We start from the raw sequence: 21,560 nt of genomic DNA, 5'->3' as shown, positions 1-21,560 counted from the left end.
AGTTGGAAACCAGATGCAACGCAGACGTTCATCGACCCGCGGGTTCAAACGCACCGCCAGTTTGCTGAATGATCAGATTCGGCGCGCCGGGGAAAGCCGGGGATTTGCCGTGTCGCGCCTGCTGACCCACTGGGCCGAGATTGTGGGGCAAGATACGGCCTCGATCGCGCGTCCGGTGAATGTGGGATATGGCAAAGGCGGGATTGGTGCCACATTGACGCTGCTGACCACCGGGCCACAGGCTCCGATGCTGGAAATGCAGAAGGAGCAGCTGCGCGGCAAGGTGAATGCCGTTTACGGTTACAACGCGATCAGCCGTATCCGGATCACCCAGACCGCTCCGACCGGATTTGCCGAGGGGCAGGCCAGTTTCGATCACAAACCGAAGCCGCCAAAACCCGAAATCGAACCTGAAATCGCAGCCGAGGCAGACAAAGTGTCGCGTGACATTCACGATGGTGATTTGCGCGCTGCCCTTGAACGTCTGGGCCGCAACATTTTATCTAAGCACAAACGCTGAGAAAGGGCTGAGAATGAGCCGTATTGCAACAGGAATCTGTGCGGCTGTCGCCATTGCCGCTGGTGGGTATTGGCTGACAACCACAAGTTCGACCCCTGCCAACCCGCTGGTCGGAAGTGCCATCGCACAAGAGGCAGAGCTGGATACATCAACCATTGTTGAAATGGTTCAAGGGGCCGAAGATGCCCCGGTCGAGATCATCGAGTACGCATCCTACACCTGCCCCCATTGCGCCACCTTTCATAAAGGGGCCTACAAGCAGTTGAAGAAGGATTTCATCGACACTGGCAAGGTCAAGTTTACCTATCGTGAGGTCTATTTTGACCGCTATGGCCTGTGGGCGTCGATGATAGCGCGCTGCGCGGGTCCCGATAAGTTCTTTGGCATCACCGATCTGCTTTATGAGGGTCAGTCTGAATGGACCCGCGCCGGTGGCCCGACCGAGATCGTGGATGAGTTGCGCAAGATCGGTCGCCTCGCAGGGATCGACAACGATCAGCTTGAAGCTTGCCTGCAAGATGGAACCCGCGCCCAGACATTGGTTGCCTGGTATCAGGAAAACGCCGAGCGAGACGGGATTGAGGCGACACCGTCTTTCATCGTCAACGGCAAGAAAGTGTCCAACCAGTCCTACGCCGATTTCAAGCAGCTGATCGAATCTGAACTGGGCAGCTAAGCTGATATCCGGTCGGCCCGATCAGGGCCGACCTTAGGGTGAGGGTGCGACCTTTGCCAACATCTCTTTGACGGCGTCTGCATCCGAGATGTGAAGGCGAACCGGCAGGGTCACGACCTTTCGCCGAAAAGCTTCGGGCAGACGCACGGCGTCTTTCTCGGTTGTCACCATTTGCGCGCCCAATAGGCGTGCTTCTTTCTCAAGGCGGGTCATCAGGGCTGTGGTCAGTGGTTGGTGGTCATCCAGCGCTTCGGCGCGCGCAAGCTCTGCCCCCTGTTGGCGGAGGGTTTGAAAGAACTTCTCAGGGTGGCCGATCCCGGCGAAGGCCAACACTTTGGAGCCTGCCCAGTCCATACCGGTCTGCAAGGGCTCGACCACTCCGGTTGCAAGCGGCACGGTGATCGCGTCAGCCCACTGCTCGGCAAATCTAGCCTGTGCGGAGGTATCCCCAAGCGAAAGAACCAGATCGGCGCGTTTCAGGCCAACATCGACCGGTTCGCGCAACGGACCTGCGGGCAGGCACAGTCCGTTCCCGAACCCGCGCTGGGCGTCCACCACGATGATCGAGAAATCCTTGGCGACCGAGGGGTTTTGAAACCCATCGTCTAAAACGATGACCGTTGCCCCATCCTCCGCCGCCGCGCGTGCCCCGGCGGCCCGGTCTTTTGCAACCCAGACATCGGCGAACATGGCCAGCAGCAACGGTTCATCCCCGACTTGCGCTGCCGAATGCTTGCCGGGGTCGACCCGCACCGGGCCTTCCAGCGTGCCGCCGTGCCCACGGGTGACGATATGTGGCGTGTGCCAGCTGTCGCGCAATTGCTCGACCATCCAGATTGCCGTGGGTGTCTTGCCCGTACCGCCTGCGTTCAGATTGCCGATGCAAATAACCGGCACGCCCGGTTTGACACCGGCCTCCTGTGCAACACGGCGGGCCGTTGCCGACGCATAGATACGACCCAGGGGGGCCAATATGCGCGCCCTTAGATCCAGTTGATCCGGGGGTGTGTTCCAAAATTCAGGTGCTCGCATTGTCCGAACTCCGTTGGTCCAGCGCGTCCTGCACCATCTCGATCAACCTGTCGGCCTGAGGCGCGCCTTCGGTGATCATTTGCCACCCGGCCAGTGCCATCCCCGCTGCCTGATCTGGCGCCAATAGTTCGGCCACTGCGTCACCCAACTCGGTTGCGGATTTGATCATGCGGGCTGCTTTGATCTGTTCCAACTGATCGTAAAGCCCCTGGTATCGATGCACAAACGGACCGTGCACAATGGCCGAGCCAAGGGCAATCGTTTCCAGCGGGTCGCACCCGCCTGCGCCGCGCTCAAGCGAGCTGCCCATGAAGGTCACTGGGCAGACCCGTTGCCACAGGCCCAGATCCTCGGGCTCTGAGGTCAGGATGACCTGTGTCGCGTCTTCGATCTGTTCACCCTCGTCCCAGTTGCTACAGCGTAGATCCATCGACGCCAGCCGCCGCTGCAGAGGCTGCGCTTCGCCCATGTCGGCAACATGCAAAACCAGCACCAGCCGGGGCATCAAGCGCAAGGCCTGACGGTGGGCGCTGAGGACCGAGATAAATTCTTTATCCTGAGTTCGTGCCGCCAGCCAGACGGGCCGGCTGGACAGGATATGGGTGACCTCGATCAGTTCGTCTTCGGGCCATGGCCTTGGGTTCGGACTGATCTGGAGGGGTGGGGATTCCTCGACTTTTGATGTTGGAATGCCCAGCCGCCGAATCTGGCGCGCGATCTCTTCTGATGGCGTCAGAATATGATCAAAGCAATTGAAGGTATACCGGCTGATATCCGGCAGCCAGCGCGCAAGTCTGGCGCTTGAAACCTCGGGTGTTGCTTCGATCAGGATCAGAGGGATTTTCTGGTCTGCGGCGCGGGTGATGATGCTTGGCATCAACCCACCACCGACCCACAGACCCATGTTCGGGCGCCAATGATCCAGAAAACTTCGGGCTGCACCAGTATGTTCCAAAGGCAGTGTGATCAGGGGAAAGCTGGTTTCCGCCCAACGCGAAAGATCAGCGTCCGGAGGGGCGGTTAGCAGCAAGGATAATCCCGGCCGGACCTGTTTCAATCGCTCGCACAGATCGACGATCACGCGCAGGCGGTCCGGATCGGCGATATGCACCCACAAAACCTCGCCTGTTGGGCGCGGTAGATCGGTTCGGCCATCGTTTTTCGGCATACGCCACGACAGAATCCGATAGGCCATAAGGCTAAGCGATTGGGGTTGGCTCATGCCGGGATCCCCGGACCATCCTCATCGAGTTGTGCGGCCAGAATGGTATGCAGTCCTTCACCGGCGGCGACCACCCCGTTCAATCGGGGATGTTCGTTATTGAAGCGCAGTGGTTGTCCTTGGCGGTCCGTACATATCCCACCTGCTTCGCGTACGATCAGATCGCCTGCCGCGATATCCCATTCCCAGCTAGGGCGCAGCGTCAACATTCCGTCGAACCGGCCCTCGGCGACCAGAGCCATGCGATAGGCCAGCGATGGGCGGTAGGCCCGTTTGAAGGGTGGTACCTGACCCGCGCGCCAATGATGTGCAGCCAAGTTCGGCTTGGCTGCCAGAAGCTCGGACTTGTCCAAAGCCTCGGCTTGGGTCGCGTGGATCGCCGCGCCATTCAGCGTGGCCCCCTGGCCCTTGCTGGCGGCATAAAGCAGATCGCGCATCGGCAGGAAGATCACGGCAGCAGTGACTTCGCCTTTGTCGGTAACGGCCAGCGAATGGGCCCATGTCCGGGACCCCTCGGCAAAGCTGCGAGTGCCATCGATTGGGTCGATGATAAAGGCGTGGTCTCGATCAAGGCGCGCGGCGGTGTCTTCGGTCTCTTCGCTGAGCCAGCCATAGCCCGGGCGTGCCGCTGGTAGGCGTTGTTCGAGCATGGCGTTCACGGCCAGATCGGCTTCGGTCACGGGTCCGGCACCGTCGGGTTTATCCCAGCGCTGCGCCTGCGGTCCCGAATAGCGGGACGCGATCTTGCCAGCCTCAAGGGCCGCGTCGATCAGAAGGGGCAGATCAGTTGCCGGCAAGCGTCATTCCTTCGATCAGTACCGAGGGCACGACCCGTGACAGATAAGGCCGCGCATCATTGGCCGGGATCATCCGCATAAGCATATCGCGCAGGTTACCCGCGATGGTGCATTCGTTGACCGGATAGGTGATCTCTCCATTTTCGACCCAGAACCCTGATGCCCCGCGTGAGTAGTCACCGGTGTTGGGGTTGATCGTTGAACCGATCATCGAAGTAACCAACAACCCGGTTCCCATATCGCGCAGCAAATCGGCGCGGCTTTGCGTGCCTTGGGTCAGACTCAGGTTCCAATTGCTGGGCGAGGGCGGACCTGAGACGCCACGGGCGGCATTTCCGGTCGACTCCATGCCCAGCTTGCGAGCGCTGGACAAATCCATCGTCCAGCCGGTCAGGATACCGTTTTCAACAATTGCGCGACGTTGGGTTGGCAGGCCTTCGGCATCAAAAGGGCGAGAGCCCGAGATACGCGGGCGATGCGGGTCTTCGATCAGGGACAGATGCGCGGGTAAAACCTGTTCCCGCAGATTGTCTTTCAGCCAGGATGCTCCGCGCGCAATTGCGGCGCCGTTGCTCGCTGCCAGCAAGTGACCGATCAAAGAAGTCGATATGCGCTCGTCAAACAAAACTGGAAAGCTTCCGGTCTTGGGTTTGCGTGCGCCCACCAACGACACGGCCCGTTTGCCTGAGGAGTGGCCAATATCCTGCGGCGTGCGCAGATCTGACTGAAAGGTTCGGGCGTCGCCGTCATAGTCACGCTCCATCCCCGTGCCTTCACCCGAGATCGCAACGCAGGAGGTTGACCGATAGCTGCGCGCGTACTCCCCGGAAAACCCGTTGGTCGCCGCCAGACTAACCCGATGGGTGCCGTAGCTGGCCGCTGCATCTGACACTTGCGATACCCCGGAAACCGCCAGCGCGGCGGCTTCAGCGGCAATTGCATCCTGCATCAAGGCATCTGCTGCGGGTTCCGGCGCAGGATCGAACAGCTCCAACGCGTCGATATCCCAAACTTTCGCCAATTGAGCGCTGTCAGCCAGGCCCGTAAACGGGTCCTCGGGTGCTTCCTTTGCCATCGCCACGGCGCGTTCCGCCATTTTGGTCAGCGTATCGGGCCGCACGTCAGAACTGGAGACAATCGCTTGCTGCTTGCCCACAAACACGCGCAGCCCAAATTCCGTTTCTTCAGAGCGTTCGGCATGCTCCAACGCTCCGTGCCGCACCTCGACAGAGACCGACGAGCCATCGATTACGATGGCATCCGCTGCCTCAGCCCCGGCTTTGCGGGCGGCATCCAACAGGTTATGGGTCAACTCTTGTGGCGTGCGGGTCATGGCGTCTCCGGTTTCTTTGCACAGGACCTAGCCTTGCACAGCCCGTCTCGCAAGACCTGCAGCCGGATGCAATCGTGGTGTTTGCATCCAAGGTCATGAACAAGGGCGCATCGGGGCGCCCTTGTTCGATCACATTTACTTAATGCGTTGACCATTGGCCAGAATTTGGCCGTCTTCTTTGAACTCGATGGTCGATGTCAGCGTATCGGGTTCATCACCCGGCACGGCCATCATGCCCATCATCATACGCGCACCCAGCGCGTCATTCTCGGACATCAGCCCCATGCCAATCAGTTTGTCGATCAGTGCATTTGCGCCCACCAACTCAAGATTGGCGACACCCGATGGGGCGGGCATGCCGAATTCCTGGGTGTTCTCGTTGTCGAAGGCAAAGTCGCCGTCACCTGACAGGCGCGCGCCAACCAGCGAGACCAGCAGCTCGTTGATCGTTAACGAATGCAACTCGGCAGGCAATTCGTCGGAGCTTTCCAGAGCTGCCGCCTGTTCCGGGTCGAAGATGTTCATCAGCACCTTGGCCGTTCCGCTTGTATCCAGTGCAATTGTTGCCGGATCGCGGGGCAAGGTGCCTGCGGGGTCAAACATGCTCCACAAAACGTCAGACATGGTGAAATCGGTCAGGTTCATCGCAAACCCAAATGGTTTGACCTCATCCGAGGGCTGCACCGGGATATCAAGCTTCAGACCAGCCTTTTCCATCGCCAGTTCCAGTGGGAAAGGCAAGTCGGCTGTCGTCACTGCCATCTGGGTTTTGTTCTGTTCAAGATCATAAGCCAAGCTCTCGGCGTCCATACTGGCCGCGAAACGCCCACCTTCGGAGGAGCTTGCCATGGTGAACTCGCTACCTTCTGCGACCCCGCTGATATTTGTCTCGCCCGAGCCGTAAGTGAATTCACCATCAAATTCGAAACCGGAGGTATAAAACGCGCTGGGATCGCTCAGGTCTAGCCCGCTTGGCAGAACATTGTCGCCTTCGAATGTCAGATCATTCAACTGTCCGACGAACAGGCCCGAATCCCCAAGTTCAGGGTCTTCAAACGCGACGTTGTAAGACAGCTCCGCGGCCTCTAAGGTCTGAGCGATGGTGCGATCTTCACCGATGAGCATGCGCGAGCTGCCAGTCACATCGACCATATCGAACTGGACGTCAAATGCATCAGCGGGCAGCGCTTCATCGCCTGCCTCCAGATCTTCAATCGCCACGCTCAGCTGGGATGCCGAATAATCATAGGTCATGTCCTCAGGTGTGCCTGAGACAACCATGTCCAGATCGGTCTGAGAATAGATCAGGTCGACGGAAAACACCTCATCCTCGGCGGTGCCGGACAGTGTCAATGGAAAGCTTTCTGGGAAGCCGATGCTGACCGTGCCATCGCCGTTTTCTGTCAGCGTAACTTCAGGCATCATCATGCTGAACTCGGCCTCATCCTCGGGCAGATCCATCAGCACAGTCATGTTCGTGATAGTCGTCACGTCCCCGGCACTGCTTTCATCACCGGTAATGGTATAGCCCATCGACTGAAAGTAAGACTGCCAATCCGCCCAGATATCATTGGCGGTCAGGTCGGCCCAGGCGCCTTGGGTGGCAATTGTATAAGCCAGAGCTGCGCCGCAGCTGCGGCGGAGGAAAACAGACATAAGGTAACCCTTCTTGATCAATTTGATGCGCATGGTCGGGGTTGTGGCGGGCATCGTCAAGGGGGCAAGGGCTGGACCCTTTCCCCGTTTCCGCGCTACGCCTGTAGCCAAATTCCAACTCAGTACGTCAGGAGCGGCAAATGCAGGGAAAAACAGTACTTATAACCGGGGCCAGCCGGGGCATAGGCGCTGAAGCTGGGCGCGTTTTTGCCGCAGCCGGGGCCAATGTCGCGCTGGTTGCACGCAGTCGTGATCAGATTGATGCACTGGCGGCTGCGCTGGGGGATAACGCGATTGCGCTGGCCTGCGATGTCAGCGATTTCGTGCAGGTCGAGCAGGCGGTGGCCGATTGCGTCGCTCGCTTCGGCAGTTTGGACGTGCTGATCGGGAATGCCGGGGTGATCGAGCCGATCTTTCATCTGGCCAATGCAGATGTCGCATCCTGGAGCCAGGCCATCGACATCAACCTGAAAGGTGTCTTCTACGGGATGCGCGCCGCCCTACCGATCATGCGCGCGGCGGGCGGAGGGACGATACTGACCGTCTCATCCGGCGCGGCTTCGAACCCGGTTGAGGCATGGAGCCACTATTGCTCCTCGAAAGCGGGGGCAAAGATGCTGACCGAGTGCTTACATCTGGAAGAGGTGCATAATGGTATCCGCGCCATGGGTCTGTCGCCGGGTACGGTGGCCACAGATATGCAGCGCGTTATTAAGGCCAGCGGTATCAACCCGGTCAGCCAGTTGGACTGGGATGTTCACATCCCGGCGGACTGGCCCGCGCGGGCGCTGATGTGGATGTGCTCATCCGATGCGGATGAGTTTCTGGGATCCGAGATTTCCCTGCGCCAGGATGACATCCGCCAAAGGATCGGTTTGACGTGATTGAATTGACGCAGGACGACGGTCTTTGGATCGTCACGATCAATAACCCGGGTAAGGCAAATGCTTTGACACGGGCGATGCTGACCGAACTGGCCGAGATTGCAGAGGCGGCGACTGAGACCAGCGCCCTAATCCTGACAGGCGCCGGCAAAGTGTTTAGTGCTGGCGCCGATCTGGACGAGGCGCGCGCCGGGCTCGCCACCTCGGACGTATGGGAGCGCCTGTCGGGCGCGATTGCCGCCTTGCCCTGCCTGACGGTGGCCGCATTGAATGGCACGCTGGCCGGTGGAGCGAACGGGATGGTGTTGGCCTGTGATCTGCGCATCGCGGTGCCGTCGGCCAAGTTCTTTTATCCGGTGATGAAGCTGGGTTTCCTGCCGCAACCGTCTGATCCCAAACGCATGGCGGCTTTGATTGGCCCTGCGCGGACCAAACTGATCCTGATGGCGGGGCAGAAGATCACAGCAGAAGAGGCCTATGCCTTCGGTCTTGTGGACCGCATCGTCGCACCCGAAGATCTGATGCCCACAGCGCGCGAACTGGTCGCGGACAGTGTCGCCGCAAAGCCCGACATCGCAGTAGGCATAGCTGCGCTGTGCCGATGAGGTTGTCCGCGCTGCGATTGCGCGTCGCCGACCCGGATCGCGTAGCCGGTTTCTATCGGGAGGCGCTGGGTATGTCGGTGCAGGTCGAGGGGCAGAACCGCCGTGTTGGCTATAACGGGCAGGATGCGGATCTGTTGCTGATGCCGGGTGGTGGCGGGTACGCCCATGAACAGGGGCAACGATACTGGAAGATCGGGATTACCCTGCCCAATGTGGACGTGGCGGTTGAGGCGTTGGGCAAACAGGGCCATGCTGTCAGTGTCCCGCGTCAGTTTCTGGATATCGGCTACATGGCCCATCTCAGCGACCCCGAGGGCTTTGTGATCGAACTGCTTCAGCATGATTTCGAAGGCAACCGGCCCGAAACCGCAGCCGACCCAGCGCAACCCTTTGCGAAGGCACGGGTTGGCCAGATCACCCTGCGTACAGGTGATATAGCCGCCGAGGACGCATTCTGCCGCGCTCAGGGCATGAAACTGCTGTCAACGCAGGACGTCGCCCCATACGGGTTCGATCTGCATTTCTATGCGTTCACGCATGACGTACCGCCTGATCCCGATCTTTGGGCGGTGTCGAACCGCGAATGGCTTTGGAAACGCCCTTACACAATGCTGGAATTCCAGCACGTTCAGGGCGCGCAATTCGCGCCTGTGCCGGACTACCAGGGGCTGGAGGTCGAAAGTTTGGCAGAGCCTATTCAGGATGCGTTCGGTGATCCTGTCCTGCCCGGCTGATCATCGCCCTCTGCGCTTGCCCGGAATTTTCGATTGAAAGCCGGGTGGGCGTTTGCGGACCCAGTTCAGGAATTTCTCAAGCCGTGGATGGGCGCGCAGGGCCTCAACCGTGCTGAAACTGCGCGCCAGTTCGGCCTCAGACAAGGTGGCGTGGACCTCTTTGTGGCAAATCTTGTGCAACAGAACGGTCGGTCCGCCCTTGCCTCCTTTGAGTTTTGGGATCAGATGATGCAGACTGCCACCGCCTTCGGGGATCGGGCGGTCGCAAAGCGGGCAGATTTGATCGTTGTTCGTCATGATCTGGAATGATGCGCCTGCGGGCGATGAAGGCAAGAGGGCTGCAATGGCGCAGGCAGTGGTGATCGGGGCAGGGCCCGCCGGATTGATGGCCGCAGAACAGCTGGCCCAAGCTGGTCACAGGGTTTTGGTGGCCGAGGCCAAGCCTTCAGTCGCGCGCAAGTTTCTGATGGCGGGTAAGTCGGGCTTGAACCTGACCAAGGATGAACCTTTCGAGACGCTGCTCCAATCCTATGACGAAGCCGCTGACTGGCTCCGCCCGATGCTAGCTGAATTCGACGCGCAGGATGTGAAAAACTGGGCTCAGGAGCTGGGGCAGGAACTATTCACCGGCTCCACGGGGCGTGTGTTTCCGTCGGTTATGAAAGCCTCGCCGTTGCTGCGCGCGTGGTTGGCGCGCCTGTCTGAAATTGGCGTTGAGATTAAAACCCGCTGGCGCTGGACCGGATGGCAGGACGACGCGCTCAGCTTTGACACGCCAGACGGGGTGCAGACGGTAGCGTCAGAAGTGACGATTCTTGCGATGGGTGGGGCAAGTTGGGCGCGTTTGGGATCGGATGGGGCTTGGGCGAATGACCTTGTCCAAAGAGGTGTCGAGGTCGCCCCCTTTGCCCCCGCAAATGCGGGTCTGCTTGTCGATTGGTCCGATCACATGTCAAAGCACTTCGGCGCGCCGATCAAAGGCGTCGCCCTGCGGGCCGGATCGCTGCGCACACGGGGCGAGGCCGTGATCTCAGCCCGTGGTCTGGAAGGCGGCGGCATCTACAGCATCTGCAAAGCCGTGCGGGAAGGGGCGGAGTTGACCTTTGATCTGATGCCCGATCTGTCGGCGGAGGATGTGGCACAGCGCCTGAGCAGACCGCGCGGCAAGGCCAGCCTGTCCAACCACATCCGCAAAGTGCTGAAACTGGGGCCGACACGAACCGCACTGTTGACCGAGTTTGGTCGCCCTCTCCCCTCTGCGCCCGATGCGCTGGCCCGGCTGATCAAATCGCTGCCCGTTCGTCACGCCGGATTGCGCCCGATAGACGAAGCAATCTCGACCGCAGGGGGTGTTTCACGCGATGCGGTGAATGATGGCCTGATGTTGACCAACCTTCCGGGTGTGTTCTGCGCGGGCGAGATGCTGGATTGGGAAGCCCCGACAGGAGGCTACCTGCTCACGGCGTGTTTCGCCACCGGGCGCTGGGCTGGTCGATCAGCCGCGGACTGGCTGCGAACTAGCTAAGCTCGGCCAGTTTCTTATAGGCAGGCCGGTTCCGCATTTCTTTGCCATAGGTTTTCAGTACATCTGAATTCAAAGTGAATCCGGCGCCTTTGGCCCAGCTCATGCAATGGACCAAAAGGATATCGGCAATCGTCATTTGATCACCCAGCAGGAATGGACCTTGAAACCGGCGTTCTAGCCGCTGGAAATTATTGTCGAATTCCCATTTGGCCGCCTCACTGATGCCGGGTGCGCGTTTGTCTTCGGGCAAAATGAAGCCATGTCGTGCGGCGACCCATAGAACGGCGTCCAACTCGTCAAGAATTGCATGAAAAAGCGAATCCTGAATGGCGCGGTCATAGCTGCCTGCCGGATAGGTGAAAGCGGCATGTTTATCAGCCAGATAGGTCATGATCGCGGAGCTGTCCGAGATCAACTGGCCATCATCCTCCAGTACAGGGATCTTACCAGTGTGGTTCAACGCAACGACCTGGGGATCGCGTGGTCCGACTTTTATCAGCTCATATGGCTGGCCCAACTCCTCAAGCAGCCAGATGACACGCGCTGCGCGGCTTCGAACGCTCCCATAGACTTTGTACATGCTATCCTCCTGCCAAATGTCTGCCCGAATGTGACCCGGATCGCGCGTACGTCAAGACATACGCGGGGTCAGCGTGACCGCGCCAGCATCGCCAATCGGATCATTGCGCGTTCGACCAATGCCATCGCGGGGGCGGTTTGGCCGGCAGATCGCAGGGACAGGTCGGTATCTGTGAGTACCGTCAGTGCCGTTTGTAGTTTTGGCGCGCCCCATCCCTGCGCCTGACGCAGAATGCGGTCGCGCCGTTTGCCATAGACCGGAGGCCGCAGCTTGCCGATGCCTTGTGCTGCACCACCGGGATCTGAGGCGCAGGCATAAAGTGTGCGAAAATGCCGGGTCGCACCAATGCAAAGCGTTACCCCGTTGGTGCCTTGTGCCTGCAAGCGTCGGATGAGCGGCCCGATTTCTCCGGCGCGTCCTTCGGCAACAACGTTCAGGACATCGTCCAGCGCCGCCTCGGTCGAGCGGGGCGCGCAGGCTTCGATGTCGTCCATGCTCAGTTCTGTGTCATCGCCGCGCTTGTAAAGTGACAGCTTTTCAATGGTTTGAGCGAAGTCACCTGGGCTGAGGCTGACGGCCAGTTCACTGAGTGCTGACATCGGATCGCGCGGAATGTTGCGTAGCCCGGCTTGGGTCAGAACCCGCTCTACCTCGGCCCGCGAGGGGGGATCATCGTAGATACCAACCGCATAGGCCTGCGGATGCGCCTCAAAGGCCTTGCGGATTTTCGAGCTGGGTTTCAGCTGACCCGCGGTGACGATGATCTGCGCATCACCGGGCGCCCAATCCTCGAGCGCCGCCAAAATCGACGGCGCGGCAGTATCGGTGGTCTCTTCCACAAATACCGCGCGTGGGCCCGGAAAGAAGCCCACTGCCTTGACCGCATCTAGCAACAGCGCAGGATCGCCGCGCAGGTCGCTGCCCGGCATCCGGGTCAGGCGCATTTCCTCTTCGGCATTTGCCCCAAGCAGGGCCGCCAGCACCTGCTGGCGCTTCAGCGCCACCCGCATGGCATCGGCACCGTAGATCAGCAGCCCGGTTTTGTCCGCATCTGGCTTGGCAAAATAGCCGTCCGCCTCACGCGGGCTCAGCTTCATGCGGTCAGGTCCGGCGTGGCATAAAGGCGATTGACGATCTGATCCGATAGAATCGACATCAGTCGCCGTTTCGCATCCCGCTCATCCGCCAGTGTGGAAACGGTCGAACCTGCAGCCGAATAGCCCACAAAATCGGTAACCGTACCCGACGCCATGATCTGACCTGTTTCGTTGGATCGAAGCGAAAACTCTGCCCGGCCGTTGATGGTATAGCGGTTGGTTTCGTTGGTTGTCGTGATCGCAGCGGCTTGAATGTTGGTCGCAACCTGAACGTTTAGCTTGTAATCCTTGCCGGATGTGGCGCTGCGGCCCAGTTTTTGTTCAAGGTTTTCAACCAGAAGAAAACTATCAACCGTGTTCGGAGCCGATAGCTCGACCCGGCCAAACAGTTCGGAACCAGACCCACCTGGGGCGTAAACAGGTTCAAATCCGCAGGCAGACCCGGCAAGGCAGGCAGCCAGTGGCATCAGTAGAACTCTTCTGCGATCAAACGACGACATTCACGATCCGACCCGGAACAACGATGATTTTCTTCGGTGCAGCACCATCCAGCGCCCTTTCGACAGCTTCGGTGCTAAGCGCGATTTTTTCAACCTCGTCCTTGGGCATATCCTTCGGAACGCTGATTTCTGCGCGGCGCTTGCCGTTGATTTGAATGGGCAGGGTGACGGTATCATCCACCAGCATCGCCTCATCCGCCTCTGGCCATGACGCAGTTGCCACCAGCCCTTCACCTCCCAACAGTTGCCAGAGCTCCTCGGACAGGTGCGGCGTCATCGGCGACATCAACTGTGCCAATATCTTCGCTGCCTGGCGTTTGGCATCTGACCCTGCTTTGGATTTGGCAAGCGTATTGGTGAACGCATAAAGCTTAGCGATAGAGGCGTTGAAGCCAAAGGATTCGACCCCGCCAGATACATCATGGATCGCTTTGTGCATCTCGCGCAGAAGGGTCTCATCCTCGTCATTGGCCGGGATATCCGACGCTGCGATCTCAGACGCAATGCGGTGCACGCGGCTGAGGTGCTTAAAGGCGGCCTCGGCCCCGGATGCGGTCCATTCCACGTCCCGTTCAGGCGGAGAATCGGACAGAACAAACCAGCGTGCGGTATCGGCGCCAAAGGCCGAGATGATGCTGACCGGATCGACCACGTTCTTCTTTGACTTCGACATTTTGGCCGAGGGGATGATCTCGACCTCGGTGCCGTCGGCCAGTTTGCCGTCGGTCACGTCCTCGGGCAGGTGATAGACCGGGCGGCCCTTGGCGTCGCGGGTCTGGTAAATTTCGTGCGTCACCATGCCTTGGGTGAACAGCGCATCGAACGGCTCGATAGCCTTTTTCGGCAGATGACCGGTGATCTGCATCGCCCGCGCAAAGAAACGGGAATAGAGCAGATGCAGAATCGCATGCTCAATCCCGCCAATATACTGGTCGACATTCATCCAGTACTCGGCCTCGGCCAAATCTGTGGGTGTTTCGGCATGCGGGGCTGTGAAACGGGCATAGTACCAGGACGAATCGACAAACGTGTCCATCGTGTCGGTTTCGCGCTTGGCTGGAGCGCCGCAGGCAGGGCAAGGGGTATCGCGCCAGTTGGGGTGGCGATCCAGCGGGTTGCCGGGGATAGAAAAGTCGATGGGTTTGCCGTTGCCATCATCATAAGGCAGTTCGATCGGCAGGTTCTCTTTCTTCTCGGGAACTGTGCCGCATTTCTCGCAATGAACCACGGGAATCGGGCAACCCCAATAGCGTTGACGGCTGAGGCCCCAGTCGCGCAGACGGAATTTGACCTGCGCTTTGCCCAAATTCCGCTGTTCGAACCAGTCGATTGTTTTGTCGATCCCGTCCTGGCTGGTGGATTCGCCCAGACCGGCAAAGTGGTCGATATAAACGACTTTCTCGGATTTCTGGGGCACCAGCGCCTCGGTTTCGATCTCGGATTCATCACCTGGCATATGGAACGCAGGCACAACGGGAAGCTGGTACTTGCGGGCAAAATCCAAGTCACGCTGGTCGTGCGCTGGACAGGCGTAAACCGCGCCCGTGCCATAGTCCATCATGACAAAGTTGCCGATCCAAACCGGAAGTTCCTGATCCGGCCAGACGGGATGACGCACGGAGATACCGGTATCGATGCCCTTTTTCTCGGCCTTTTCCATGGCCGCTTCGGTGGTGTCCATCTTGCGACATTCGGCGATGAACTCAGCAGCTTCGGGGCTGTTTTCTGCCAGTTGGCGCGACAAAGGATGTTCCGGCGAGACTGCAATGAAACTTGCACCCCGCAGCGTATCCGGGCGGGTCGAGTAGCAGATGATGGGCTCACCGCCATCTGTGCGCTCAAACGGGATTTCGATGCCGCGCGACTTGCCGATCCAGTTTTCCTGCATAAGGCGGACCTTGGCGGGCCAGTTGTCGAGGGTATCCAGCGCCTCAAGCAATTCTTCGGAATAGTCACTGATCTTAAAGAACCACTGGGTCAGCTCTCGCCGTTCCACCAATGCGCCCGAACGCCAGCCGCGCCCGTTTTCCACCTGCTCATTGGCCAAAACGGTCATGTCGACCGGGTCCCAGTTCACCACTGCGTTCTTGCGATAGACCAGCCCGGCCTCAAGCATATCCAAGAACAAGGCCTGCTGCTGACCGTAGTATTCGGGGTCACAGGTGGCGAATTCTCGGGACCAGTCGATGGACAGGCCCAGAGGTTTCATCTGTCCGCGCATGTCGGCGATGTTGCTGTATGTCCAATCTTTCGGGTGACCGCCGATTGCCATTGCCGCGTTTTCTGCGGGCATTCCGAATGCGTCCCAACCCATTGGATGCAATACGTTATGGCCGGTTGCCAGCTTGTGCCGCGCGATCACGTCGCCCATCGTATAGTTACGCACATGACCCATGTGAATGCGCCCGGACGGATAAGGAAACATCTCAAGCACATAGTATTTCGGCTTGTCTGCCTTGCTGCTTGCCGTGAAGATCCCGGCCTTGTCCCAGGCCTCTTGCCATTTTGCTTCGATTTCGTTGGCCGAATAGCGCGACATCATGCGGTCCTTCGTGAATGAAAACGCCGGGTCAGAACCCGGCGTGGTATTAGAGTGTATTTCGTCGGGTTGCTAGAACTTACTGTCTGCAATGCGCAGCTGACGGGCGCGGGACAGGATCGCATCCTCAACCGCGCGCGCGGTCGCATCGCTAACAGGCGCGCCGCCGCTGCTTTGCAAGGCGACCGATAAAGACCGCGCAGCAAGGGCCGGGTCACTGATATGCACAGTCGCCCGATAGGAGCGTCCGCCGCCCGGAGGGGTGCCATACCCCGTTACGATCACGCCTGTGAAAGGATCGACCTCCTGAACTGGAAGAAAGCTAAGAACATCCAGCGAGGCGGACCAAAGATAACGATTCACATTGGTTGTCTGCTCGGCATTGCCGCGATCAAACACATCCCAGATTGACGTGCGTTCAGGGTCGTTCAATTCGCGCTCAGAAGACCGGCTGCTATCGGTGTTGCTATAAACGGGGTTTGGCGCGGCGCTTCGATTCGGGCCACAGGCCGAAACGGCGGCTATTGTTGCAATCAAACCCAAAATCGTAGGCACACGCATCGTAAGCAGGTCCTGTTTTCACTCGCTGTCATCGTCAGGGGATACTCCTAACTAAGGTCCCTGTGCGCAACAACCCTATTCTTTGGTATTTATTGAGTGTGCAGTTGGGCAGCAGGACGAGAAGATGACTGTGGCATCCTTGCACCAATATTTTGTCAATGACAGCGCGTTGTTTAGGCCAAGCTTGCGCAAAGGGGGCAAAAAGAGCGAAACGATGTCCGTGCTGAGACATGTGCTAGGCATGTGTCGAGTAGATAAATCTTTGAAACCGAGGGAAACAAGATGAAAAAAGTTCTCTTTGCAACGACGGCGCTGATCGCGACCGCAGGCGTTGCAGCAGCAGAAGTTAAGTTCGGCGGCTACGGTCGTTTCGGTATTGGATACCTGGAAGACCGTTCCACCGACGCCAACGTGAGTGACACCATCCTGGTCTCGCGCTTCCGTCTGAACATCGATGGCATCGTTGAAACCGACGGCGGCGTACGCTTCGAAGGTCGTGTTCGTGTGCAGGCTGACGAAGACTCCGACAACGGTGAAGCAAACGCAGCTGGCCTGAACGGCGCGCGCTTCTCGGTCATCTTCGGTGGTCTGCGTGTTGACGCGGGCAACGTTGCCGGCTCGTTCGACAACCTGGCAAACTACTACGGTAACGAGCCTGGTCTGGAAACATTCATCGGCCAGTACTCGGGCGTTGACTATGACTTCCTGGCCTACTCGTCGACTGGCGCGGGCGCAAACGCTGTGTTCTTCCAGTACGCAGTTGGTGACTTCGCGTTTGGCGCGTCGTACGACCAGAACGTTGGCAACGTTGGTGGCGACACCACCCTGAGCGGCATTGACCGTTGGGACCTGAGCGCGACCTACACCTTCAACAACATCACCGCAGCACTGGCCTACGGTCAGACCGATGCTCCGGCTGGTGGTGAGAAGAGCACCCTGACCGTTCTGACCCTGGGCGCAGAATTTGGTGACTTCTCGGGTACTCTGTTCGTCGCAGACGATGACGTTGCAAACGATGCTGAAAACGGCACTGCATGGGGCTTCTCGGCCGCATACAATGTTGGTGCGGCTCTGACCCTGACCGCCGCTTACGGTGACGGTTCGGCTGACGACGATACCCGCAACATCGGTATCGGCGCTATCTATGACCTGGGTGGCGGTGCATCGCTGCGCGGTGGTATCGGCGACATCAAAACTGGTGACGCGGACGGTCAGCTGCGTGCTGACTTCGGTGCCCAGTTCAACTTCTAAGTTGATCTGAACCACAAAGTTCTCAGGGCGGGTCTTCGGACCCGCCCTTTTCTTTTGTCGCCACATGGTGTTCTGTCGCCTCAGAAAGCAGATTCAAGGAACACCATGTCGCTGCAAGACATCACCACCCGCATCGCCAGTGCCGAATCCAAAGCCGGGCGCGATCCAGGGTCGGTCAAGCTGATCGCTGTTTCCAAGGTGCAGCCGAATGAGCGGGTGCAAGCCGTACTAGAGCAGGGCCATCGTTGCTTCGGTGAGAACCGAGTGCAGGAGGCAGCGGGTAAGTGGCTGATGTTCAAGGAACAATTCGAAGGAATTGATCTGCACCTTATCGGCCCGCTGCAAACCAACAAGGCGCGTCAGGCGATGGAGTTATGCAACGCCATCCATTCGGTTGATCGCCCGAAGCTGGCCAATACCTTGGCACGACTGGCGCAGGAGATCGGAAGCTGCCCCGCGCTTTTCATTCAAGTCAATACCGGTGAAGAAGAGCAAAAGGCAGGGATTTTGCCGCTAGAGGCGGATAGTTTTGTAGCCGAATGCCGTGCGCTTGATCTACCTATCCAAGGCCTGATGTGTATTCCGCCAATCGAAGAAGAACCCGCACTACATTTTTCTCTTCTTGCCAAAATCGCCAAGCGAAATGGTTTGACGGGCCTGTCGATGGGGATGAGCGGTGATTTTGAACAGGCCATCGCACTGGGTGCCACCCACATACGTGTTGGTTCGGCCATTTTTGGCGAGCGTGTCAAACCTCAGGGATGATCAAACGCATGCCGGGTATGATACGGCGGGCAATCCAGCGCAGGTGATCACGCCGAAAGGCAATGCATCCTTCCGTTGGATATCCGGGTCTGCGCCATTGATGGATAAAAATGGCTGACCCGGAACCCGGCACCGCATTTGGCCAGTTCCAGTCGGTGATCAAAACCAGATCATACTGCGGATCCGCGCGGTGCAGTCTCTCATGACTAAACCCATATGGCGCGGTCACCAGAGAGTTATAGTTGTCATCCGATACATCATCTGACCACAGATCCCACGGGCCAATGGGCTGGGCCCATCCGGCGGGCGGTGAGATGCGATCAGGGCGATAGAGCATTCCTACGATGCGATGTATTCCGGTTGGCGTCGCGCCGTCGCCTTCGCGCTTTGCGTTGCTGAGCCCTCCTTTTCCGATGGAACAGGGAAACACGCGTCCCATAAACCGGACCCCGCGCGGGGTCAGGACCAGATCACCAGGTGTCAAAGCAGATGCCCGGACTTCGCAGCCTTGGTGGCCAGATAGCCTCGGTTATGCGCAGTCTCACCGACCTTCAGCGGTACTCGCTCGGTTACAGCGATGCCGGTTTTTTCCATCATAGCGATCTTGGCAGGGTTGTTCGTCAACAGTCGAACCGAGCTGAAGCCCAGCGATTTCAGGATGTCCGAGCCCAGACGGAAATCCCGTTCATCATCCTCAAAGCCCAGCCGATGGTTGGCCTCAACCGTGTCAAACCCCTGATCCTGAAGGAAATAGGCGCGCATCTTGTTGGCCAGCCCAATCCCGCGACCTTCCTGATTCAGGTAAAGCAATACGCCAGCGCCTTCATCCCCCATTTGCGCCAGAGCCCCGCGCAGTTGAGGACCGCAATCACATTTAAGACTGCCCATCAGGTCACCAGTGAAACAGGCCGAATGCAGACGGGCGAGGACTGGCTTGCTGCGATCCGGGCGTCCAATTTCAACGGCGTAGTGTTCTTCGCCCCCGTCTTCAGGACGGAAAACATGCAACCGCCCGGCTTCGGACACCTCCATAGGCAGGCGCGCGGCGACGATTTCGTGCAAAGCGCTGCGTTCTGCCAAATGCGGCGCTGCGCGCGCGTGATCGATGCAAGTCAGCCCGCGCTCAGCCGCGAAGGATCGGCCATTTTCGACGGAAACGACCACCGCAGCGGGCAACAGGCGCGCCGATTTGGTCAGCGCAATGGCGATGCGATGCAGATTGGCACTGCCCTGCCGCTCGGTCATCAGCGGGCCTTTCATGGGCGCGTTCAGGTCGTCCGACGGGTCAGCAACGGCCTGCACCCAACCGATATCTGCGTCCGCAGGAACCAGAACCCGCGCCAGATCGCCGTCATAGGCCCGCGCCTTGAGTGTCTCAGCACGCCGACCGGTGATCGCAACGACAGGCGTGCCGCCAAGCTTGCGCAGATCGGCCAGCCGTTGGGGGCTGAGCGTCTCGGTCGACGCAGCCAACACGCAAAACCCGCTATCATCGGTCAGTGCCACCGGCACGCCCATGCGCAAATCGGCCCGCGCGCGGGCCAGCAATTCGGTCATGTCAGGGCTGAGACTCATCGATGATACCTTACAAAATCCAGCGAATTACTACCGGTTTCACCCGGAAAAGTGAAACATTTCCGCTGCGTCCGACACGAAGGCGTGAGACGATTGCAGCAAAGCTTGCTGATTGCATATTCCAAACGCAAGTGATGGAAAAGGCTTAGGAGGACCGCAGATGGCTCAGCTCAAGAAAATCCTGCTGGTGGATGACGACGAAGACCTGCGCGAAGCGCTTAGTGAGCAGTTGGTGATGACCGAGGACTTTGACGTCTTCGAAGCCTCGGACGGTGCGTCAGCGATGGAGCGGGCCCGCGAAGCGATTTACGATCTGGTCATTCTGGATGTCGGCCTGCCTGATACCGATGGGCGAGAGCTGTGCCGCCTGATGCGCAAACAGGGCGTCAAAAGCCCGATCCTGATGCTGACTGGCCATGACAGCGACGCCGACACTATCCTGGGCCTGGATGCTGGCGCCAATGATTATGTCTCGAAACCCTTCAAATTCCCGGTCCTGCTGGCCCGTATCCGCGCGCAGCTGCGTCAGCATGAACAATCTGAGGACGCCGTATTTGTACTGGGGCCGTATACGTTCAAGCCCGCGATGAAGATGCTGATCACCGAGGAAGACCGGAAAATCCGTCTGACCGAGAAAGAGACCAACATCCTAAAATTCTTGTACCGCTCGACCGATGGGGTTGTCGCACGCGATGTGCTGTTGCATGAGGTCTGGGGCTATAACGCGGGTGTCACGACCCATACGCTGGAAACGCACATCTATCGCCTGCGTCAGAAAATCGAGCCCGATCCGTCCAATGCGCGCCTTTTGGTCACAGAATCGGGTGGATATCGATTAGTGTCTTGATCGCCTATGGATTGACTTGGATCAAAGTGATACTCTGTGCTCATAATTAGGTTACTCCCATCCCGCACATGTCCGGGTTATGACATGTACCTCCCTGTTGGACTGCCGGGCCTGATGGCCCGGCTTTTTTTAGGCTAGGTTTGTGCGACGCCTGCTTTGAGCCCTGATCGACCGTTCCTTGATTGTATTCAGCTCGCTAGGTAACTCTTCTGTTTCAAATACGGGAGAAGTCACTTGATTAGTTCATTGAAGGCAAAAGCGAAGAAAGGTCTCGTAGAAGTCGAAGACATTACTCGATTGGCGAAGAAGCCATCGCCTGAGAACGGCGTTTTGCTAAGAGAATTGACCATGCAGTACGGCTGGAAGCACCATCCGTGTTTTCCCGATGCCCCCTTGGCCACATGGTCAGAGATAGTTTCCACCTATTGCATCAGTGGATTTGACGGGATCATTTTGCTAGCTGATGTTAAAGTGATACGACCCCTTGTGTTCAGTTTCTTGGAAGATATTCCTTCGGATCAGGCGCTTACAACGCTCCTCAAGATTGCCGAACCTGAGATATCGTCGGTCGAAACTGACCTTGAGATGTCCGTCAAAACTGCAAGCGTGCTCAATGTGTTTGGATCGAGCAAATTTCGTTCTCAGAGCACTGCAATGGTGCGTGAGTTTCTGCATCGGGTATTGGTGGCGGTCAAGAACGAGGCCGACGTTGGCACAGTCATGTGCGCGCTTCGCTGGTACGGCGATGGGCAATCAATTGAATTGATCCGCTCCAAACCAACCATGTCAGACCACTGGGAGAGCGCCCGTAGCGCAGCGATCCGAGCTATTAGGGAGCGAAACCGATAGGCCTTCGCAAAT

23 protein-coding genes are annotated in these 21,560 nt (G+C 58.5%); 10 read left to right on the top strand and 13 right to left on the bottom strand.

The genetic code is table 11. From position 1 onward, the window contains the following. Positions 1-13: 13 nt before the first annotated feature. A complete protein-coding gene (locus ACR0JX_RS08575) occupies positions 14-520 on the top strand; it encodes a DUF721 domain-containing protein (RefSeq protein ID WP_353008986.1) in 507 nt (168 codons plus the stop codon). A 13-nt stretch (positions 521-533) separates the two neighbouring features. Next, positions 534-1,196: a DsbA family protein gene (locus ACR0JX_RS08570; protein WP_480543146.1), complete on the top strand. Its 663-nt coding sequence runs from the start codon at positions 534-536 to the stop codon at positions 1,194-1,196. A 33-nt stretch (positions 1,197-1,229) separates the two neighbouring features. Here ACR0JX_RS08570 and lpxK read toward each other — a convergent pair whose 3' ends face one another. From lpxK to ACR0JX_RS08545, 5 genes are all read right to left on the bottom strand, one after another. Then, entirely contained in the window at positions 1,230-2,228 is a 999-nt protein-coding gene (gene lpxK / locus ACR0JX_RS08565; RefSeq protein WP_480543144.1) for a tetraacyldisaccharide 4'-kinase, read from the bottom strand. Further along, positions 2,215-3,450: a 3-deoxy-D-manno-octulosonic acid transferase gene (locus ACR0JX_RS08560; protein ID WP_480543142.1), complete on the bottom strand. Its 1,236-nt coding sequence runs from the start codon at positions 3,448-3,450 to the stop codon at positions 2,215-2,217. The genes lpxK and ACR0JX_RS08560 overlap by 14 nt, the downstream gene beginning before the upstream one ends. Further along, positions 3,447-4,247, bottom strand: a complete 801-nt coding sequence (locus ACR0JX_RS08555) for an inositol monophosphatase family protein (protein WP_480543140.1) — start codon at positions 4,245-4,247, stop codon at positions 3,447-3,449. Before ACR0JX_RS08555 ends, ACR0JX_RS08560 begins: the two co-directional genes overlap by 4 nt. Beyond that, complete coding sequence (locus tag ACR0JX_RS08550; protein ID WP_480543137.1) at positions 4,234-5,580, bottom strand: TldD/PmbA family protein; 1,347 nt, start codon at positions 5,578-5,580, stop codon at positions 4,234-4,236. Before ACR0JX_RS08550 ends, ACR0JX_RS08555 begins: the two co-directional genes overlap by 14 nt. Before the next feature lie 135 nt (positions 5,581-5,715). Continuing rightward, positions 5,716-7,236: a DUF2125 domain-containing protein gene (locus tag ACR0JX_RS08545; RefSeq protein WP_480543136.1), complete on the bottom strand. Its 1,521-nt coding sequence runs from the start codon at positions 7,234-7,236 to the stop codon at positions 5,716-5,718. Between the two features lie 140 nt (positions 7,237-7,376). Here ACR0JX_RS08545 and ACR0JX_RS08540 point away from each other — a divergent pair, with 140 nt between their 5' ends. The 3 genes from ACR0JX_RS08540 to ACR0JX_RS08530 are packed head-to-tail and all read left to right on the top strand — an operon-like array spanning position 7,377 to position 9,459. Further along, entirely contained in the window at positions 7,377-8,120 is a 744-nt protein-coding gene (locus ACR0JX_RS08540; RefSeq protein WP_480543134.1) for an SDR family oxidoreductase, read from the top strand. Continuing rightward, on the top strand, positions 8,117-8,725 hold the full coding sequence (locus ACR0JX_RS08535) for an enoyl-CoA hydratase/isomerase family protein (RefSeq protein ID WP_480543132.1): 609 nt from the start codon (positions 8,117-8,119) through the stop codon (positions 8,723-8,725). The genes ACR0JX_RS08540 and ACR0JX_RS08535 overlap by 4 nt, the downstream gene beginning before the upstream one ends. Beyond that, positions 8,722-9,459: a VOC family protein gene (locus ACR0JX_RS08530; RefSeq protein ID WP_480543130.1), complete on the top strand. Its 738-nt coding sequence runs from the start codon at positions 8,722-8,724 to the stop codon at positions 9,457-9,459. The genes ACR0JX_RS08535 and ACR0JX_RS08530 overlap by 4 nt, the downstream gene beginning before the upstream one ends. On the opposite strand, the gene ACR0JX_RS08525 is transcribed toward ACR0JX_RS08530, so the two are convergent. Next, entirely contained in the window at positions 9,460-9,756 is a 297-nt protein-coding gene (locus ACR0JX_RS08525) for an HNH endonuclease (RefSeq protein ID WP_480543128.1), read from the bottom strand. 46 nt (positions 9,757-9,802) lie between these two features. Here ACR0JX_RS08525 and ACR0JX_RS08520 point away from each other — a divergent pair, with 46 nt between their 5' ends. Further along, positions 9,803-10,984: a TIGR03862 family flavoprotein gene (locus tag ACR0JX_RS08520; RefSeq protein WP_480543126.1), complete on the top strand. Its 1,182-nt coding sequence runs from the start codon at positions 9,803-9,805 to the stop codon at positions 10,982-10,984. On the opposite strand, the gene ACR0JX_RS08515 is transcribed toward ACR0JX_RS08520, so the two are convergent. The 5 genes from ACR0JX_RS08515 to ACR0JX_RS08495 all read right to left on the bottom strand — a co-directional run bounded on the left by ACR0JX_RS08515 (position 10,977) and on the right by ACR0JX_RS08495 (position 16,261). Next, on the bottom strand, positions 10,977-11,564 hold the full coding sequence (locus tag ACR0JX_RS08515; protein ID WP_480543124.1) for a glutathione S-transferase family protein: 588 nt from the start codon (positions 11,562-11,564) through the stop codon (positions 10,977-10,979). The two genes, ACR0JX_RS08520 and ACR0JX_RS08515, sit on opposite strands and share 8 nt — an antisense overlap. A 68-nt stretch (positions 11,565-11,632) precedes the next feature. After that, complete coding sequence (gene holA / locus ACR0JX_RS08510) at positions 11,633-12,661, bottom strand: DNA polymerase III subunit delta (RefSeq protein ID WP_480543122.1); 1,029 nt, start codon at positions 12,659-12,661, stop codon at positions 11,633-11,635. Next, a complete protein-coding gene (gene lptE, locus ACR0JX_RS08505; protein WP_480543120.1) occupies positions 12,658-13,128 on the bottom strand; it encodes an LPS assembly lipoprotein LptE in 471 nt (156 codons plus the stop codon). The genes holA and lptE overlap by 4 nt, the downstream gene beginning before the upstream one ends. A 19-nt stretch (positions 13,129-13,147) precedes the next feature. After that, the gene (leuS, locus tag ACR0JX_RS08500) at positions 13,148-15,700 is read right to left on the bottom strand and encodes a leucine--tRNA ligase (protein ID WP_480543118.1); all 2,553 of its coding nucleotides are present in this window, start codon (positions 15,698-15,700) and stop codon (positions 13,148-13,150) included. Positions 15,701-15,772: 72 nt separating this feature from the next. Continuing rightward, positions 15,773-16,261: a DUF3576 domain-containing protein gene (locus ACR0JX_RS08495; RefSeq protein WP_170533418.1), complete on the bottom strand. Its 489-nt coding sequence runs from the start codon at positions 16,259-16,261 to the stop codon at positions 15,773-15,775. A 282-nt stretch (positions 16,262-16,543) separates the two neighbouring features. Between ACR0JX_RS08495 and ACR0JX_RS08490 the strand changes: the two genes are divergently transcribed. Next, positions 16,544-17,512: a porin gene (locus tag ACR0JX_RS08490; protein WP_480543116.1), complete on the top strand. Its 969-nt coding sequence runs from the start codon at positions 16,544-16,546 to the stop codon at positions 17,510-17,512. Positions 17,513-17,617: 105 nt separating this feature from the next. Then, positions 17,618-18,277 (top strand): YggS family pyridoxal phosphate-dependent enzyme, encoded by a 660-nt coding sequence (locus tag ACR0JX_RS08485; RefSeq protein WP_480543115.1) that lies wholly within the window; start codon positions 17,618-17,620, stop codon positions 18,275-18,277. Here ACR0JX_RS08485 and ACR0JX_RS08480 read toward each other — a convergent pair. Together ACR0JX_RS08480 and ribA are read right to left on the bottom strand one after the other, a co-directional pair. Beyond that, positions 18,261-18,761 carry a L,D-transpeptidase family protein gene (locus ACR0JX_RS08480; protein ID WP_480543113.1) on the bottom strand — a complete coding sequence of 167 codons (501 nt, stop codon included), beginning with the start codon at positions 18,759-18,761 and terminating at the stop codon, positions 18,261-18,263. The genes ACR0JX_RS08485 and ACR0JX_RS08480 overlap by 17 nt on opposite strands. After that, entirely contained in the window at positions 18,758-19,852 is a 1,095-nt protein-coding gene (gene ribA, locus ACR0JX_RS08475) for a GTP cyclohydrolase II (protein ID WP_480543111.1), read from the bottom strand. Before ribA ends, ACR0JX_RS08480 begins: the two co-directional genes overlap by 4 nt. 160 nt (positions 19,853-20,012) lie before the next feature. Here ribA and ACR0JX_RS08470 point away from each other — a divergent pair, with 160 nt between their 5' ends. Both ACR0JX_RS08470 and ACR0JX_RS08465 read left to right on the top strand, forming a co-directional pair. After that, positions 20,013-20,699, top strand: coding sequence for a response regulator transcription factor (locus ACR0JX_RS08470; RefSeq protein WP_170533404.1), 687 nt, complete (start codon positions 20,013-20,015; stop codon positions 20,697-20,699). Between the two features lie 234 nt (positions 20,700-20,933). Next, positions 20,934-21,548: a hypothetical protein gene (locus ACR0JX_RS08465; protein ID WP_480543109.1), complete on the top strand. Its 615-nt coding sequence runs from the start codon at positions 20,934-20,936 to the stop codon at positions 21,546-21,548. Positions 21,549-21,560 lie beyond the last annotated feature (12 nt).

Source organism: Ruegeria sp. AH7, from assembly GCF_056541325.1.
Note: the sequence above shows the minus strand (reverse complement) of the source record. Positions and strands in the feature narration are given on the sequence as shown.